Origin of the sequence: Limibacillus halophilus, from assembly GCF_014191775.1 — a bacterium.
Taxonomy (GTDB): Bacteria; Pseudomonadota; Alphaproteobacteria; order Kiloniellales; family CECT-8803; genus Limibacillus; species Limibacillus halophilus.
On record NZ_JACHXA010000003.1, the window covers coordinates 204,830 to 220,142 of the forward strand.

16 protein-coding genes are annotated in these 15,313 nt (G+C 59.6%); 5 read left to right on the top strand and 11 right to left on the bottom strand.

Annotated elements, in window-relative coordinates:
* Window positions 1–8 precede the first annotated feature (8 nt).
* The 5 genes from FHR98_RS16860 to pdxH form a co-directional block, all read right to left on the bottom strand.
* Window positions 9–224, bottom strand: coding sequence for an SDR family oxidoreductase (locus tag FHR98_RS16860; RefSeq protein ID WP_437126614.1), 216 nt, complete (start codon window positions 222–224; stop codon window positions 9–11).
* A 101-nt stretch (window positions 225–325) separates the two neighbouring features.
* Window positions 326–700, bottom strand: coding sequence for a hypothetical protein (locus FHR98_RS06785; protein WP_183415896.1), 375 nt, complete (start codon window positions 698–700; stop codon window positions 326–328).
* Between the two features lie 63 nt (window positions 701–763).
* Window positions 764–1,633, bottom strand: coding sequence for a universal stress protein (locus tag FHR98_RS06790; protein ID WP_183415897.1), 870 nt, complete (start codon window positions 1,631–1,633; stop codon window positions 764–766).
* Between the two features lie 125 nt (window positions 1,634–1,758).
* Window positions 1,759–2,697 (bottom strand): cation diffusion facilitator family transporter, encoded by a 939-nt coding sequence (locus tag FHR98_RS06795; protein WP_183415898.1) that lies wholly within the window; start codon window positions 2,695–2,697, stop codon window positions 1,759–1,761.
* 26 nt (window positions 2,698–2,723) lie between these two features.
* The gene (gene pdxH, locus FHR98_RS06800; RefSeq protein WP_183415899.1) at window positions 2,724–3,311 is read right to left on the bottom strand and encodes a pyridoxamine 5'-phosphate oxidase; all 588 of its coding nucleotides are present in this window, start codon (window positions 3,309–3,311) and stop codon (window positions 2,724–2,726) included.
* A gap of 270 nt (window positions 3,312–3,581) precedes the next feature.
* Here pdxH and FHR98_RS06805 point away from each other — a divergent pair, with 270 nt between their 5' ends.
* Complete coding sequence (locus FHR98_RS06805) at window positions 3,582–4,046, top strand: RT0821/Lpp0805 family surface protein (protein ID WP_183415900.1); 465 nt, start codon at window positions 3,582–3,584, stop codon at window positions 4,044–4,046.
* Between the two features lie 38 nt (window positions 4,047–4,084).
* Here the strand turns inward: FHR98_RS06805 and FHR98_RS06810 are convergent, their stop codons facing one another.
* Window positions 4,085–5,428: a YihY family inner membrane protein gene (locus FHR98_RS06810; RefSeq protein WP_183415901.1), complete on the bottom strand. Its 1,344-nt coding sequence runs from the start codon at window positions 5,426–5,428 to the stop codon at window positions 4,085–4,087.
* A 156-nt stretch (window positions 5,429–5,584) separates the two neighbouring features.
* Here FHR98_RS06810 and fabI point away from each other — a divergent pair, with 156 nt between their 5' ends.
* The 3 genes from fabI to FHR98_RS06825 are packed head-to-tail and all read left to right on the top strand — an operon-like array spanning window position 5,585 to window position 8,069.
* Window positions 5,585–6,424, top strand: coding sequence for an enoyl-ACP reductase FabI (gene fabI, locus FHR98_RS06815; RefSeq protein WP_183415902.1), 840 nt, complete (start codon window positions 5,585–5,587; stop codon window positions 6,422–6,424).
* A gap of 16 nt (window positions 6,425–6,440) precedes the next feature.
* On the top strand, window positions 6,441–7,529 hold the full coding sequence (gene aroC / locus FHR98_RS06820; RefSeq protein ID WP_183415903.1) for a chorismate synthase: 1,089 nt from the start codon (window positions 6,441–6,443) through the stop codon (window positions 7,527–7,529).
* Window positions 7,530–7,532: 3 nt separating this feature from the next.
* Complete coding sequence (locus FHR98_RS06825; protein WP_183415904.1) at window positions 7,533–8,069, top strand: GNAT family N-acetyltransferase; 537 nt, start codon at window positions 7,533–7,535, stop codon at window positions 8,067–8,069.
* 23 nt (window positions 8,070–8,092) lie between these two features.
* On the opposite strand, the gene FHR98_RS06830 is transcribed toward FHR98_RS06825, so the two are convergent.
* A complete protein-coding gene (locus FHR98_RS06830) occupies window positions 8,093–9,382 on the bottom strand; it encodes a class I SAM-dependent RNA methyltransferase (protein ID WP_183415905.1) in 1,290 nt (429 codons plus the stop codon).
* Window positions 9,383–9,578: 196 nt separating this feature from the next.
* Between FHR98_RS06830 and sppA the strand changes: the two genes are divergently transcribed.
* Window positions 9,579–11,372: a signal peptide peptidase SppA gene (gene sppA, locus FHR98_RS06835; protein ID WP_183415906.1), complete on the top strand. Its 1,794-nt coding sequence runs from the start codon at window positions 9,579–9,581 to the stop codon at window positions 11,370–11,372.
* Between the two features lie 14 nt (window positions 11,373–11,386).
* Here sppA and FHR98_RS06840 read toward each other — a convergent pair whose 3' ends face one another.
* The 4 genes from FHR98_RS06840 to FHR98_RS06855 all read right to left on the bottom strand — a co-directional run bounded on the left by FHR98_RS06840 (window position 11,387) and on the right by FHR98_RS06855 (window position 15,292).
* Window positions 11,387–12,127 carry a TlyA family RNA methyltransferase gene (locus tag FHR98_RS06840; RefSeq protein WP_183415907.1) on the bottom strand — a complete coding sequence of 247 codons (741 nt, stop codon included), beginning with the start codon at window positions 12,125–12,127 and terminating at the stop codon, window positions 11,387–11,389.
* Window positions 12,128–12,146: 19 nt separating this feature from the next.
* Window positions 12,147–14,075 carry a 1-deoxy-D-xylulose-5-phosphate synthase gene (gene dxs, locus FHR98_RS06845; protein ID WP_183415908.1) on the bottom strand — a complete coding sequence of 643 codons (1,929 nt, stop codon included), beginning with the start codon at window positions 14,073–14,075 and terminating at the stop codon, window positions 12,147–12,149.
* A 64-nt stretch (window positions 14,076–14,139) separates the two neighbouring features.
* Window positions 14,140–15,036 carry a polyprenyl synthetase family protein gene (locus FHR98_RS06850; RefSeq protein WP_322091222.1) on the bottom strand — a complete coding sequence of 299 codons (897 nt, stop codon included), beginning with the start codon at window positions 15,034–15,036 and terminating at the stop codon, window positions 14,140–14,142.
* Window position 15,037: 1 nt separating this feature from the next.
* A complete protein-coding gene (locus tag FHR98_RS06855) occupies window positions 15,038–15,292 on the bottom strand; it encodes an exodeoxyribonuclease VII small subunit (protein WP_183415909.1) in 255 nt (84 codons plus the stop codon).
* Window positions 15,293–15,313: the final 21 nt, after the last annotated feature.

Here is a 15,313-nt window from a genome sequence, read left to right on the forward strand (position 1 = left end):
CGGTTCGGTTAATAGAGATGCTGGCCGCCCGTCACGAAAACCTCGGTTCCCGTCACATAGCCAAAATCACTGCTGCATAGCTGAAAGACCGAGGCGAAACCTTCTTCGCATGAGCAGGTAATGATTCGCCATTGTTCGTCGGAGAAACGCTTGACGGTAGCGTGGCCGATCCCCCGGCTGGCGCCCGTCAGGACCAAAGTTTCTCGGGCTTTGCGAGAACTCAAAATGGCCTGGAGGCTAACAGCTTCATCAAAGGCGTGGGAGTCCTATCATGGCGACCCGGGCCACACAGATCCGATAAGGCACCGACAGGGTCTTCAAGAACTCAATCCAACGGGCGAACCGAAACGACCCGGAAGGTTTGCAAATCACCGTCATGCTCGCGAATCGAGACGTACTCACCGGGCTTGAAGGCATGGTCGGCGAAGCGATACCCCGCCTCGTCCTCATCCGAATCGCCGTTCACGTCGTAGTGAAAGGCCCAATGTCCGCCGCGGGTGCGTACCAGATGCCCAACTTCATCAGGTTCGCCCTGCCAGAAGCGGTGGACCCGGCAACGCGCGCGCTCTTTTCGCCATTCCTCTACGTCAATCCGGCTATCATCAGCCAAAGGGGCGATAAACTCGTAACCGTGACGATTGCTCCCTTCCGGGTGCTGTGGATCGCGTGCCAACTCCAATCTGATACGTTCCAGCGTCATGACTAACCTCGTCCTTCGTAGGCTTTATAACTCCAACTCCAACTCTGAGAACGCCGACCAACCTCAGTGGGCCATGAGGACCGGCATGCCGGCAGACCGCAGTACGCTCTCGGTCACACCCCCAAAAATGAACTCACGCAATCGGCTGTGACCGTAACCACCCATCACCAAGGTATCGGCACCGGCAGCGGCGGCCGTTTCGAGAAGAACAGCCCCGGTATCGCCACTGTCCGACGGCACTATCTTAGACTTCGCACTCAATCCATGGCATGCCAAGTACCGGGATAGGGCTCCTAGGTCACTGGTTTTGCCGCTTTCTTCTACTGCCACCATGGTGATCTGCTGAGCATCGGATAGAAACGGTAATGCCGCAGCAACCGCACGGGTCGCAAAGGCCGAGCCGTCCCAAGCTATGGCAATGTGCCGCATAGCCGCGCCAACGCCACCTGGCGGAATGAGCAAGACCGCACGGCCGGTTTCCATGAGCGCAGCTTCCACGCAAACCGTCGCATAGGCATCCTCCTCCAGATCCGGACGATCCAGGACGATCAAATCGCGATAGGGGGCAGCAGCCTTTACGATCTCGGTCTCCGATCCCTGTAGGGCTTGCCAGGTAATTGAGAACCCCGGGCGCCCCGTGCCCACACTGGCTTCCAATAATTGCTGCCCTTTAGAAGCGGCTAACGCCTCGGCGGCTTTTCTAGCTTTACTGCGACGCGCATGGCCTTCCTGCTCATTACGCTCGATTACATCTTGGATCATCCCCGCTGCCATGCCCTCTCCAACCATCGGCAAGGCCATACGCGGATCCAAAGACACATGCAGGATATCCAGCACGGCATCAGCGCGCTCGGCAACCTCAGCGGCAGCCTTGAGGCAACCCTCCGTGCGCGCGCCACCACTCGCAATAACCAGAACCGCAGCGATCGGCATGACCTGTCTCCTTCCCTTACTGGCTCGCTCTGAACTCAATAGCAGTATCAGGCCGGGTCAGCGTAGACGACAATGACCTACATCAAACAAGTACATTCGACTAAAGGAATTCAAGACCAAGTGGGCTAGCGAACCGCGGAAGATTCCTCTTCGATGCCGAAAGGGTCTTGGTGAATCAGAATTTCCGCGTCGGGAAAGGCAGCCTGCAGCTCCGCCTCTACGGTGTCGGATACGACGTGGGCGCGCCACAGGCTCATGGCGCCACTCATTTCAATATGAAGTTGGATGAATTTTTGCGGACCAGCGGCTCGGGTCTTTAATTCGTGGAGGCTGAGCACATCCGGATGCGCCAGGACGATATCCTTGATTATTTGCCGCTCCTCGGGCTCCAACTCTCTATCCATCAGCATATCCATCGCGCCGCGCGCGATCTGCCAAGCGTTCCAGACAATATAGGCGGCAATGCCCAGGGCAAAGGCGGGATCGACCCACAAGAGGTCGAACTGACTGACAATAACCAGCGCGACAATCACTGCGATATTGACCAGTACATCGCCCGCGTAATGCAGCGAATCGGCACTGATAGCCAGCGAGTCGGTCCGGCGGACGACGAAGCGTTGATAGCGCACCAGGATCAAGGTCAGGACAATGGAAAATATCATCACACCAATGCCGATGTCGGACGACGCCACCGGTTGCGGCGCATAAAGCCGCTTGCCGGCCTCAACCAAAAGAAAGATGGCTGACCCCGTAATAAAGGCCGCCTGGGCCAGTGCCGCCAACGGCTCGGCTTTGCCATGACCAAAGCGGTGCTCACGGTCTGGCGGCGTCAGAGCCTGCCGGACCGCAAATAAATTGACCAGCGATGCAAAGGCGTCGAGCAGCGAATCGATCAGTGTCGAAAGCATCGCGACCGACCCGGTCAGCAACCAAGCGGCCAGCTTCACGACGATCAGGATACCGGCAACCGAGACCGAAGCGTAGGTAGCCCGCCGCATGAGGGTTGCCTTATGCGCCTGTCCCTGGGCCTCTGCCTGCCTTGCTGCGGTTTCAAACTCGGTCATGGACTGATTATCGCGCGCCCCTCCCGTCAGGGAAAGAGCCGCTCCGTCGTCCAAGTTCCGTCGGGCTGGCGATAGAAGACCAGGCGATCATGCAAACGAAAAGCGCCATCCTTCCAGAACTCGATCAAGCGGGGCATGACCCTAAAACCCGACCAGTATGGCGGCCTGGGTACGGCGCCGATGGCATACTTCGCTGCGTACTGGGCAACACGTTTCTCCAACTCGAAACGACTTTCCACCGGCCGCGACTGCTGGCTTGCCCAGGCGCCGATCTGACTGCTGCGATGCCTCGTGGAAAAATAGGCGTCTGCTTCTGATTCCGTGACCTGCTCGACCGGTCCTTCGATTCGCACCTGTCGACGCAGGCTCTTCCAATGAAACAACAGGGCCGCCATGCCATGGTTCAGCAACTGCCTACCCTTTCGGCTTTCGTAATTGGTGTAGAACACAAACCCCCGCTCATCGAAGCCCTTTAGCAAAACCATACGCGACGACGGCATTCCATCCTCGCCAACGGTTGAAAGCGCCATCCCTTCAGGGTCATTGGGTTCGCTGCCCCTAGCCTCTTCAAGCCAAGCAGAGAATAATTCAAAGGGGTTGTCTTTTTCATTCATCGCCTAAGTTCCTACAGCCATCGCCGTTTCCGCGCCGCGAATCTCACAACGCCGTCGCCTGTCACTTTCATATATCCCGGCGCAAGGATAACCGCCAGGGTCCGCACCAAATACCTGCAATCGCCTCGGGGATGCCCGGGGATGCCCGGGGATGCCCGGGAATGCCCTGGGGATGCCGGCCACAATTCTGTCGTAAAATAATGCAGAATATGATCTGAAGCGGGCGATCAACTGATTCCCCCGTACGCGGGGAGAGGGAAGGAATAGGAAATGGCACTGAAAACCTTTGCTGTCGTCGGTCTTGCTGGCCTTATCCTGGCCGGGTGTGAACAAGGCCCGAAGCAGACCATCGGCACGCTTGCCGGTGCTGCCGGCGGTGCGGCCATAGGCTCTCAAATCGGCTCCGGTTCCGGACGACACGTCGCTATTGCGCTGGGTACACTCGCAGGCGCCATGTTGGGCGGCGAAATCGGTCGCCAACTCGATGAGCGTGATCAGTTGCTTTACAGCCAGGCTTACGAAGATGCCAAGACTGCACCGATAGGCGAGACCATCATCTGGTCGAACCCGGAAAGCGGCAACAAAGGTGCGATTACCCCCGTGCGCGACGGCACGACGGGCTCCGGTAAATACTGCCGCGAGTTCCAGCAGACCGTGATTATCGCCGGCGAACCGCAGCAGGCTTACGGGGTCGCTTGCCGCCAACCCGACGGTACCTGGCAGATCGTTCAGTAAAGCCAGGGCATTTGTCCGGGCACAGGACCTCCCGAGCGTCACTCCGCCGCGCCGGCGATCTTTGCGTCAGACTGCTCGCCCGCTTCACCACGCCCAACGTCGGCCTGCGGGCAAGCCTCCAGCACTTCGATCAAGGGCGTATCCTCGACAGCCCTGATGGCGGAGTTTTGTCGCGCGACCAGTGATACTGCCGCCGGTTCCCACTGCGGATAGGTGTCGTGCGTCAAGCCGAGCGTCTTGGTCAAATCGCCCAAGGTTGCACTGCGCAAATCCCTCGAAAGCAGCCATCGCCCGCGCGAGGTTCGTTCTACGTATCCACTTTTCCGCAGTCGCCCGATCACATCATCCAGCTCGCCCGGCAATACCGGCAGTCCACGGCTCCAAACTTGAACCTTTAAGGCACGCCCTTTCGTGCTGGCCTCTTGCAGCCTTACCAGCAGCGATAGCGCCAACGGCAAGCGGTCGGCTGCCGCTATCAACCGCCCGGCCCGGCTGGAAACAGCCCCCCATTCCCCAAGCGCTGCGGCCACCTCCGCGCCTAACAGGACCACGACCCAAACAAAGTACATCCAAAGAAGAAAAATCGGTATTGCGGCCAAAGCGCCGTATATCACCTGATAGGATGGGAACGCTTCGATATAAGCTGCAAAGGCCAGCTTCATAGCCTCGAATAGGCAGGCCGCGACCGATGCGCCCGCTAAACCGTGCAGCCAGCGAATCGATCGATTGGGAAGTACGACGAACAGAAGCGTGAAGGCCATGGCGTTCAAAATGATCGCGACCATGCGACTAAGGCCCAGCGTTCCTATCCCAAAAGCCTCGGCGCCCGACATGTGCACCATCGTGAAGAGGTAACCGGAAATAGTGATCGACAGGCCGATCAGGATGGGACCGATGGTCAACATGGCCCAATAGATCAAAAGGCGAATAATGATCGGTCTGGGCTCTGTGACCCGCCAAATCATGTTCAGCGCGGTATGAATCCGCATCAACAGCAACACCGCGGTAACCGCCAGCGCCGCGATCCCGGTCCCCGTCATGGTGCGGGCGTTATCGACAAACTCCACCAGCCTTGCCGAAACATCTCCCTGTTGATCAGCGGGAAATGTATCGATAATGGCCAACTCAATTGCCGCGCGCGTCTCTTCAAACGCCGGGAAGGCCGCCAGCATCGCCAAGCCAATGGCTACCAGCGGTACTATGGCCAGAAGGCTGGTGTAACTGAGGCTTGCGGCCAGTCCGGGTCCATCGTCTCCGAGAAAACGTTTGAAGACAAAGCTGAGAAAACTCCAGAACCCCTGCAAGCTGGTCCCAGGCTTGCTTCTTACAATCTTTGTCAGCCGACCAACGCTTTGCGGATCGTTACCTGTTTCCAATGTCATGGCATTAGTCTAAACCAGCAACGGCTGAGGCGGAAACACTGGCTGCACATCAGTTTCCCGGAATTTGACCACTGATGCCTTTGGTGTAGGATGCCTAACAGTGCTGGGTTAGCCTTGGCAGGCTCGATTCTTCCTGGTTTTCAATGAGGATTTTTGATGACGGATTCCCAACCTCTGATGACCGGCAAACGTGGTCTGGTCATGGGTGTGGCCAATGACCGCTCGATCGCTTGGGGTATCGCCAAAGCAGTGCATGCACAAGGCGCCGAACTCGCGTTCACCTATCAAGGCGATGCCTTGAAGAAACGTGTTGTCCCCTTAGCGGAGGCCACCGGCAGTCGCATAGTCCTGCCATGCGATGTGACCGACGACGCCAGTGTCGATGCGGTTTTTGACGAGTTGCAGGATAAGTGGGGCGGCCTGGATTTCGTCGTGCACGCCATCGCCTATGCCGACAAAGAGGAACTTAAGGGCAAGTATCTTAACACCAGCCGAGACAACTTCCTGCGCAGCCTGGATATCTCCTGTTTCTCCTTTACTACCATTTGCCGTCGCGCAGCAGCGCTGATGAACGAGGGAGGCAGCCTCCTAACGCTTTCCTATTACGGCGCCGAGCGGGTTATGCCGCACTACAACGTGATGGGCGTCGCAAAAGCGGCGTTGGAGGCCAGCGTGCGCTATCTGGCCGCCGATTTAGGCGAGCAGAATATCCGTGTGAACGCGATTTCCGCCGGCCCCATAAAGACGCTCGCGGCGTCGGGTATCGGCGATTTTCGCTACATCCTGCGTTGGAATGAGTTGAACTCCCCTTTACGTCGCAACGTCTCCATAGAGGATGTCGGCGGCGCAGGCCTGTATTTGCTCAGTGATCTCTCGAGCGGTGTCACCGGCGAGGTTCATCACGTCGATTCGGGTTACAATGTGATTGGCATGATGGCGGTTGACGCGGCCAGCGATGTTCGCGAACTGCTGTCCGGTCTCGACACCAAGGCCTGACAAGGCGGGAAGAACGATGTCCGGAAACTCCTTCGGCGAGTCCTTTCGCTTCACGACCTGGGGTGAGAGCCACGGGCCCGAGATCGGCTGCGTAATCGACGGCACACCGCCGTTGATCCCACTTGCCGAGGAAGACCTGCAGGTGTGGCTGGAGAAACGCAAGCCCGGACAGTCTCGTTACACCACGCAACGGCGCGAATCCGACCGGGTCAAGATCGTCTCAGGCGTCTTCGAGGGCAAGACCACAGGCACACCCATTGGTCTGATTATCGAAAACGAGGACCAGCGCTCCAAGGATTACGGGGAAATCGCCGACAAGTTCCGCCCCGGACACGCCGATTACACTTACTGGCAAAAGTACGGGATACGCGATTACCGCGGCGGCGGTCGCTCCTCCGCGCGCGAGACCGCGATGCGCGTCGCAGCGGGTGGGGTCGCCCGTAAGGTCCTGCAGCATGTTCTGGGATCGTCCCTAACCATTCGCGGGTCGCTGGTTCAGATGGGGGCCCATCGCATAAACCGTGATCGCTTTGATTGGGGCGAGGTTGATCGCAATCCCTTTTTCTGCGCCGATGCCGATGCTGCTGCCGAGTGGGGCGATTACCTGGATGGGATACGCAAAAAAGGGTCATCCGTCGGTGCCGTAATCGAAGTCGTGGCCAGCGGTGTTCCTGCCGGCTTGGGCGAGCCCGTTTACGACAAGGTTGATGCCGATCTGGCCAAAGCCATGATGTCGATCAACGCCGTCAAAGCCGTGGAGATCGGTGCTGGGTTCGGCTCCGCAAGCCTGTCCGGCGAGGAGAATGCCGACGAGATTCGTATGGTGGACGGTGCACCTCGTTTTCTCTCTAACAATGCCGGCGGCGTTCTGGGCGGCCTGACCACGGGCCAGGACATCGTGGTGCGTTTCGCCGTCAAACCGACCAGTTCGATCCTCAGCCCGCGCAAGACCATCGACCGCCATGGCGCCGAAACCGAAATCGTCACAAAGGGTCGCCACGACCCGTGTGTCGGCATCCGTGCGGTTCCCGTCGGCGAAGCCATGATGGCCTTGGTCCTGGCAGACCACGTACTGCGCCATCGCGGTCAGATCGGAAAGCTCTGAACCATGACTGAAGGGGCGAAGCGTACGAGCGCAGTCGTCCGAGTTGCGGGAACCGAGGACTTCGAGCAGCTTGCGGCGCTCTTGATGGAATGCTTCGACCACTATGGCGATCATCCGCAGCGGTTTCTTCCGGAAGTTCTGGGCGCCTTGCGCGATCACGGTACCGGCGCGGGGCCGGCATTCGAAGCTTTGCTGGCCGAGGTTGGCGGCCCGCATGGGCGGCGGCGGGCCGAGCGTCAGGCGGTTGGGTTTGCGATCTTCGGAAACATATTCTGGACCGGCGACCTGGCACCCGCGCTCTTCCTCAAGGAAATCTACGTCCAGCCGGCCTTTCGCGGACAGGGGTTGGGGCGCAGCCTTATGGCTTCGCTCGCCAGAGTCACGCTGCAACGCCAGTGGCGCCGCATTGTCTGGACCGTCGATCACGACAATCCGACAGCCGCCCGATTTTACGAGACGCTCCCCGGCGCCGCACTTCTCGGCAAGCGGTTCTATGGCATCACCGAAGATAACTTGGAGGACGTCGCCGGACGAATATAGCGCCCGGGCCATACTCTTGAGTCCTACCGCTGCAGCGACGCTGCTATCTCCAGATGACCCGTCCAAAGGAACTGATCGATGGGGCGCAGAGTTGTGAGCGCAAATCCATTATCAACTAAAATCTTAACATCCCGTGCGAACGTACTGGGATTACACGATAACATTGTAACATTCTGTACATTACTCTGAGCAATCTCGGCGCATTGCTCGGGCGCGCCGTTGCGTGGAGGATCGAGGACGATCGCATCAAATTGCTCCAACTCCTCCGCCCTCAAGGGATCGCGCGCCAAGTCCCGGCAGGCGGTACTGACACCACCCGACAATCCGCTGCGCCGTGCGGCTGCGTCCAGGGTTGCCACAGCGGCCTCCTCACCTTCCACTGCCAGCACCGACACCTTTTCGGCCAGGGAGAAGGTAAACGCGCCGCACCCAGAATATAGATCGGCGACCTTTCTGGCACCATCTGGCAGGAAATCGAAAACCGCCTGACGCAACAGCGACTCCCCTTCCGCTGTGGCCTGCAGAAAGGCGCCCGGCCAGGGCTGCACCGCCACCTTGCCGAAGGTGACAATAGGCTGACGGCGCAATGCCACAGGCTCTGGTCCGTCGTCTTCTTCCCAGGATAGCTGGGCAAGATCCTGCTCCCTGGCAAAGCTCGCAAGGGCCTCGCGCTCCCGCAGACCTGGCGCGAAGGGCGCCCGTATCAGGAGGTCGCAGCCCGTTTCGCTCTCCAGAAGATGCAAATCCATCTGCAGATCATTGGGCAGGATGTCAGACAGCAGGGTGCGCAGCGGCGCAAGAAGGTCGAAGAGCGCCGGACGTAGAATCATGCAGCTCTGTACATCCACGATTCGGTGGCTCAATTGCTCGCGAAACCCGAGGAGAACCTTTTGCCCCTGGCGCCGCGCGGCCAGGGTAGCTCGGCGTCGGCTACGCGCCGGCACCGATTGGAGTGGCGACAGGGATTTGGCTTCAACGCCGCGCCTTGCCAGCGCCTCCGCCGCGAGACCGCCCTTCCACTGCCGATAGGCCTCATCCGAGAAGTGTTGAAGGCTGCAGCCCCCGCAAGAGCCAAAGTGCGGGCATTCAGCCTCGACTCGGTCCGGCGAAGGTTGGATCAACTCAAGAATCTCGCCCCGGAAGCCGCCGGCCTTTGGGCTCGTCAAGCGCGCCAGCACCCGCTCGCCCGGCAGCGCGCCGGGAAGAAAAACCGGGCGCCCTTCGAAATTGGCAAGGCCATCGCCGCGGCCACCAAGGCCTGTGACCGTCAACTCCGCCTGCTTACCGCCGCCTGGGCGCACTTGCCGTCGCATTGGTTTAACTCCATTTCAATCAGTTCAATAGAAGGTTTAACTGAAGTTACCTTTGCTTGAGCGCTGCCAAGCGTTCATCCTAGAGGCGATAATCACCAAAGGGTGCGCGCAACGAGCACCAAAAATCGACAAGCCGCCCGGTGAGAAGCACATTAACGGTGGCAAGCAATCGGTCAGACGGCCAAGCGGAGAGAACATGCGCATCATTGTCTTCTTGCTCAAGTCCATAGTTGGATTGCTGGCAAGTATTGGGTTCATTCTGGTTGCCGGTACCGCGGCGCTCATTTACTACGGTTCGCAGGTTCCCGAGGTAAAGAAGCTGGTCAGTCAGGAGAAGATCCCCGCCGAAACCGTGCTCGAACTCGATTTGGTCCAGGGTTTGGCGGAGAACGGCCCGCAGGACGGGTTGCTCGACTTGGCCCGACTGGGCAAGCGACCGCTACTCCTTTCCGATGCGGTGGAAGCTCTGGAACGCGCCGCTGACGACCCGAAAGTCCTGGCCGTCGTTGCGCACCTAGGCCGGGGCGATTTGGGATTGGCCCAAACCTCTGAGTTGCGCGACGCCGTGTTGAAGTTCCGCGAATCCGGCAAACCCACCATCGCCTTTGCCGAAACCTTCGGGGAAGCCGGCGAAGCCATGCCCCACTTCTACCTTGCCACCGCTTTCGAGAAGGTCTGGATTCAGCCGTCCGCCAGCCTGCCAATCACCGGATTCCGATTTGAGCAGCCCTTTATTGGCGGCGCCCTGGAGATGGTGGGAGTCGTGCCACGCTTCGACCAAAGAGAAGAGTACAAGGGCGTTGGCAGTTCCTTGACTGAGCGCGAACAGCCAGAAGCCATCCGGGAGAACCTCACCGACCTCGTGGACTCCTTCCTGCAAGAGACCGCCAAGGGCATTGCCGAGGCGCGCGGATTGAGCGAGACGAAAGTGCGGGAGATTATCGACAGCGCCCCACTGAACGGTCAGCAGGCGCTGGACCTGGGGCTGGTGGATCACCTGGGTTACTGGGACGAGGTTGAGGCTGAGATCGAGAATGCGACCGAGAGCACAGAGTCAGCCAGGATGGGATTGGCCCGTTATGCCTCCCTCTCGCGCGTTCCCGCACCCGACTCGGCGACGAAGATAGCGCTGGTACGCGGCCAGGGCGGAATCACGCTCACCGATTCCGGGCCGTCACCGCTGGGCGGCGGTAGTGGCATCACCTCAGACCGCATGGCCAAAGCCCTCTCAGATGCGATCGAAGACGATGCTATCAAAGCCATCGTCCTGCGTGTTGACAGCCCAGGCGGATCCTACGTGGCCTCCGACACTATCTGGCACCAAGTGACCCGCGCGCGCGCCGTGGGTAAGCCGGTGATCGTATCCATGGGTAACCTAGCGGCGTCCGGCGGATACTTCATTGCCATGGCCGCGGACAAGATCGTGGCGCAACCGATGACGATTACCGGCTCAATCGGCGTGGTCTCGGGCAAGTTCGTGGTCGAGGAAGTTTTGGAAAAGCTGCAGCTTTCGATGGGTGGCGCGGAAGCCGGCAAGAATGCCGGATTCTATTCAGCCACACAGGACTTCACTCCGGAACAGTGGGAACTCTTTCAGACAATGTTGGATGAGGTCTACGCGGACTTCACGGGCAAAGCCGCCGCCGGACGCGGTTTCGATGCCGAACAAATAGACGCGGTTGCAGGTGGCCGTATTTGGAGCGGCGCGGACGCTCTGGAAGTCGGTTTGGTGGACGCACTCGGCGGACTTAGCACCGCAATCGATTTAGCCAAAGAAGCTGCGGGAGTTCCCCCAGGTGAAGCCATCGCCCTGGTGCCCTTCCCCGAGGAACAGGACCCCTTCGCCGCATTCATCGAGGAAGCAATCGGCAAGCCGCTTTCGACCTTGAGCCGCCTGGAGCAATTCGCTGCACGCTGGTTGACGATCAGCGAAGCGCTTACCGGAAATCCGCAGAGCAGACTTCTGCAAGATTCGCGCTTCAGGCAATAGCGGCCGTTGGGTCCTCACAGATTCCGCTGCGCCGCTATCAGGAACTCCCGGTTGCCCTCGGGTCCGGTAATGGGGCTTTCGGTAATACCCAGGACGGCCCAACCCGGCAGCGCCGCAACCCAGGCGCCGATCCGCTCGCAAACTTCCTGATGCAAGGCTTCGTCACGCACGACACCGCCTTTGCCGACTCGCTCCTTACCGACTTCGAACTGTGGTTTGATCAGCGCCGCCAGCCAAGCGCCGGGAGCGGTCAGCAACAACGCCGCGGGCAAAACCGTCTCTAGACCGATAAAGGAGGCATCGCAGACGACCGCGTCCAAGGGATCTGGGATGAGGTCCGCGGTCAAGTGACGGGCATTGGTACGCTCCAGCACCACCACGCGCGGATCCTGGCGTAGCTTCCAGGCGAGTTGTCCATGGCCGACATCCACCGCATAAACGCGCTTTGCCTCTCGCGTTAAGAGCACATCAGTGAAGCCGCCGGTAGAGGCCCCGACATCCGCACAGATTCGTCCTGCGACTGGAAGGTTGAATTGGGTAATCGCCTTATCAAGCTTCAAGCCGCCCCGGCTGACCCAGGGATGGTCCTGGCCTTTCAACGATAATGGCTTGTCATCGGCGAGCTGATGGCCCGGTTTGTCGATACGCTGCGTACCCGTGAAGACTAGCCCTGCCATGATCAAGGCCTGGGCCTTGGTCCTGGTTTCCACCAAGCCACGCTCCACCAGCAATTGATCAACGCGTTTCTTAGCCATTTGCCTGCCGTCGCGCCGATCAGGCCCGCACAGGCGCTGCCTCGGCCTCGTTGTACCCCAACGCGAGGAGGGCTGTATTGACGATGTGCTGAGCGGTTAGGCCCGCCTGCTCGTACTGCTTTTCGGGCTTGTCGTGATCTATGAAGACATCCGGCAGATAAAGGGGCCGGAACTTCAGGCCGCCATCGAGCAACCCTTCCCATGCCAAGGTATGAACCACCTGCGCGGCAAAGCCGCCGATGGCCCCCTCCTCGACGGTGATCAGGACCTCATGTTCGCTTGCCAAACGGCGCAGCAGTTCCTGATCCAAAGGCTTGGCAAAGCGCGCATCGGCTACCGTGGTGCTCAAACCTCGTGCGCCCAGTGCTTCTGCTGCCTTAAGCGCTTCAAGCATCCGCGTGCCGTAGGACAACACGGCAACGCGCGTACCTTCGCGCAGGATGCGGCCTTTGCCGATCTCCAGGGGCGTGCCACGGTCCGGCAAGGCAACCAGTCCCGACGCCTCGCCGCGCGGATAACGCAACGCGGACGGGCGATCATCTATGGTGGCTGCCGTCGCCACCATGTGCATCAACTCGGCTTCATCCGCGGCGGCCATTAAAACCATCCCCGGCAAACAACCCAGGTAGGTCACGTCGTAAGAACCCTGGTGCGTCACTCCGTCGGCGCCGACCATACCGGCTCGGTCGATGGCAAAGCGAACCGGCAGGCCCTGGATCGCAACGTCGTGGACCACTTGGTCATAAGCCCGCTGCAAGAAGGTCGAATAGATGGTCGCGAAGGGCTTGAAGCCCTCCGCCGCCAGTCCGGCAGCAAAGGTCACGGCATGCTGCTCGGCGATACCGACATCAAAACACCGCTTCGGAAACCGCTCGGCGAACTTGTTCAAACCGGTACCCGAAGGCATGGCCGCAGTTAGGGCGACGATTCGGTCGTCCACCTCCGCTTCGGCGATCAGGCCTTTGGCAAAGATGTTGGTATAACTGGGCGCTGCCGCAGCGGCTTTGGCTTGCTTGCCCGTTACAACATCGAACTTGGCGACGCCATGGTACTTGTCAGCGGATTCCTCGGCGGGTTTGTAGCCTTTGCCCTTCTGGGTCACGACATGGATCAGGATCGGGCCGTCATAATCACTGTCTCGCGCATTCCTGAGCACCGGCAACAGGTGATCGAGGTTGTGGCCATCGATCGGCCCTAGATAGAAGAACCCGAGCTCCTCGAACAAGGTGCCGCCGGTCAGCATACCCCTGGCGAATTCCTCGGCTCGTTGCGCCGCCTTCTCAAGCGCGCGTGGAAATTTACTGGCAATCTCCTTACCCAGATGCCGAACCGACTGATAGGGCTTGGAGGAAATGAGCTGCGACAAATAGGCGCTCATGGCACCGACGGGCGGTGCGATCGACATATCATTGTCGTTCAGAATGACAATCAAGCGGCTGCGCTGCGCGCCCGCGTTGTTCATTGCCTCATAGGCCATCCCAGCGGAAAGCGCTCCATCACCGATCACCGCGATGACATTGCTGTCCTCACCCGCCAGATCGCGGGCAACAGCAAATCCCAACCCCGCTGAAATCGACGTCGAAGAGTGAGCCGCACCGAAGGGATCGTAAACACTCTCCTTACGGCTGGTGAATCCGGAAAGCCCGCCGCCTTGGCGCAGCGTTTTCATTTCGTCGCGACGCCCGGTTAGAATCTTATGGGGATAGCACTGGTGGCCTACGTCCCAGATCAGCTTGTCTTTCGGCGTGTTGAAGACGTAGTGGATTGCCGTCGTCAACTCCACAACACCCAGCCCAGCTCCGAGGTGCCCCCCGGTGGTCGAAACGGCCTCGATCGTTGCCTGACGCAGTTCGTCGGCGAGCTGGCGCAACGCGCTTGCTTCCAATCGCCGCAGATCTTCAGGCAGCTTTACCTGGTCGAGCAGGGGCGTGGTGTTGTTATCGGACAAACTCTTCCTCTCCCATCGCTTATCACTACTGTCTCGCGGACAAGCCTTGAACCGCGCGCAGAGGTTATAGGCGCCGCTCCAAGACGAACAGCGCCGCCTGCCGGAGAAGGTCGGCCTTTTCAGCGAAAATATCAAGGCGCGCAACAGCCGAATCGACTAGCAAGGCAGCCTTTTTTCTCGCTTCCTCCGCACCAAGAAGGCTGACGAATGTGGCTTTTTGCAGGGTCTTGTCCTGACCGACCGGCTTGCCGAGTTCGGATGCCGTACCCTCGCAATCCAGAAGATCGTCCCGAATCTGGAACGCCAACCCCAGGTCCGCGGCATAATCCTCCAAAGCTGTGCGTTCGGGCTTCCCGGCACAACCGAGGATCGCCCCCGCCATGACCGAGAATCCCATCAGTGCGCCGGTCTTAAGCGCCTGCAGTCTTGTTATTCCCGGCAAATCAAGGCGGAGCGCGCCACGGTCGGCGGCAACGTCGATCATCTGGCCGCCGACCATCCCAGCCGCGCCCGCGGCACGTGCCAATGCCGCGGTAAGTTCGATCCTGATAGCCGGATCCGGGTGGCTTTCCGGCGACGCTAGGACTTGAAAGGCCTCGGTCAGTAGGCCGTCGCCCGCCAGGATCGCGGTCGCCTCATCGTAGGTTTTGTGCAATGTGGGCTGCCCGCGTCTGAGATCGCTGTCGTCCATGGCTGGAAGATCATCGTGGACCAAAGAGTAGCTATGCAGCATCTCCACCGCGGCACCGACGGTCAGCGCCCGCTCCCGAGGCACCTGGAACAAAGCAGAAGACTCTGCAACCAGAAAGGGTCGCAGACGTTTACCGCCTGCGAGGCAAGCTAGGCGCATTGCCGCGACGACTTGCGCTTCGGGCCCATCCACCATTGGCAGCAATTGATCCAGGCGCACCTGGACCGCCGCAGCGGTTTCGGCCAGTTTTGTTTCAAACAAAGATGCCACGCTATTCCAGATCCAGGGGTTCGCTGCCGGTCGGCTGCCCGTCCTTGGTCAATGTGATTTTCTCGATCCGCTCCTGCGCTGCGCGTAGTTTGGAATCGCAGTGCTGTTTCAAGAGCGCGCCGCGCTGATAAATGTCGATCGACTCTTCAAGTTTTCCATCGCCCTGCTCCAGACGCTCGACGATGCCTTTCAGCTCAGCCAGAGCCTCTTCAAAGCTCATCTTTCCAATCTCGTCAGCGGCCTCAGCCTTATTCATCTCTCGTCGTCCCTTTCCGCC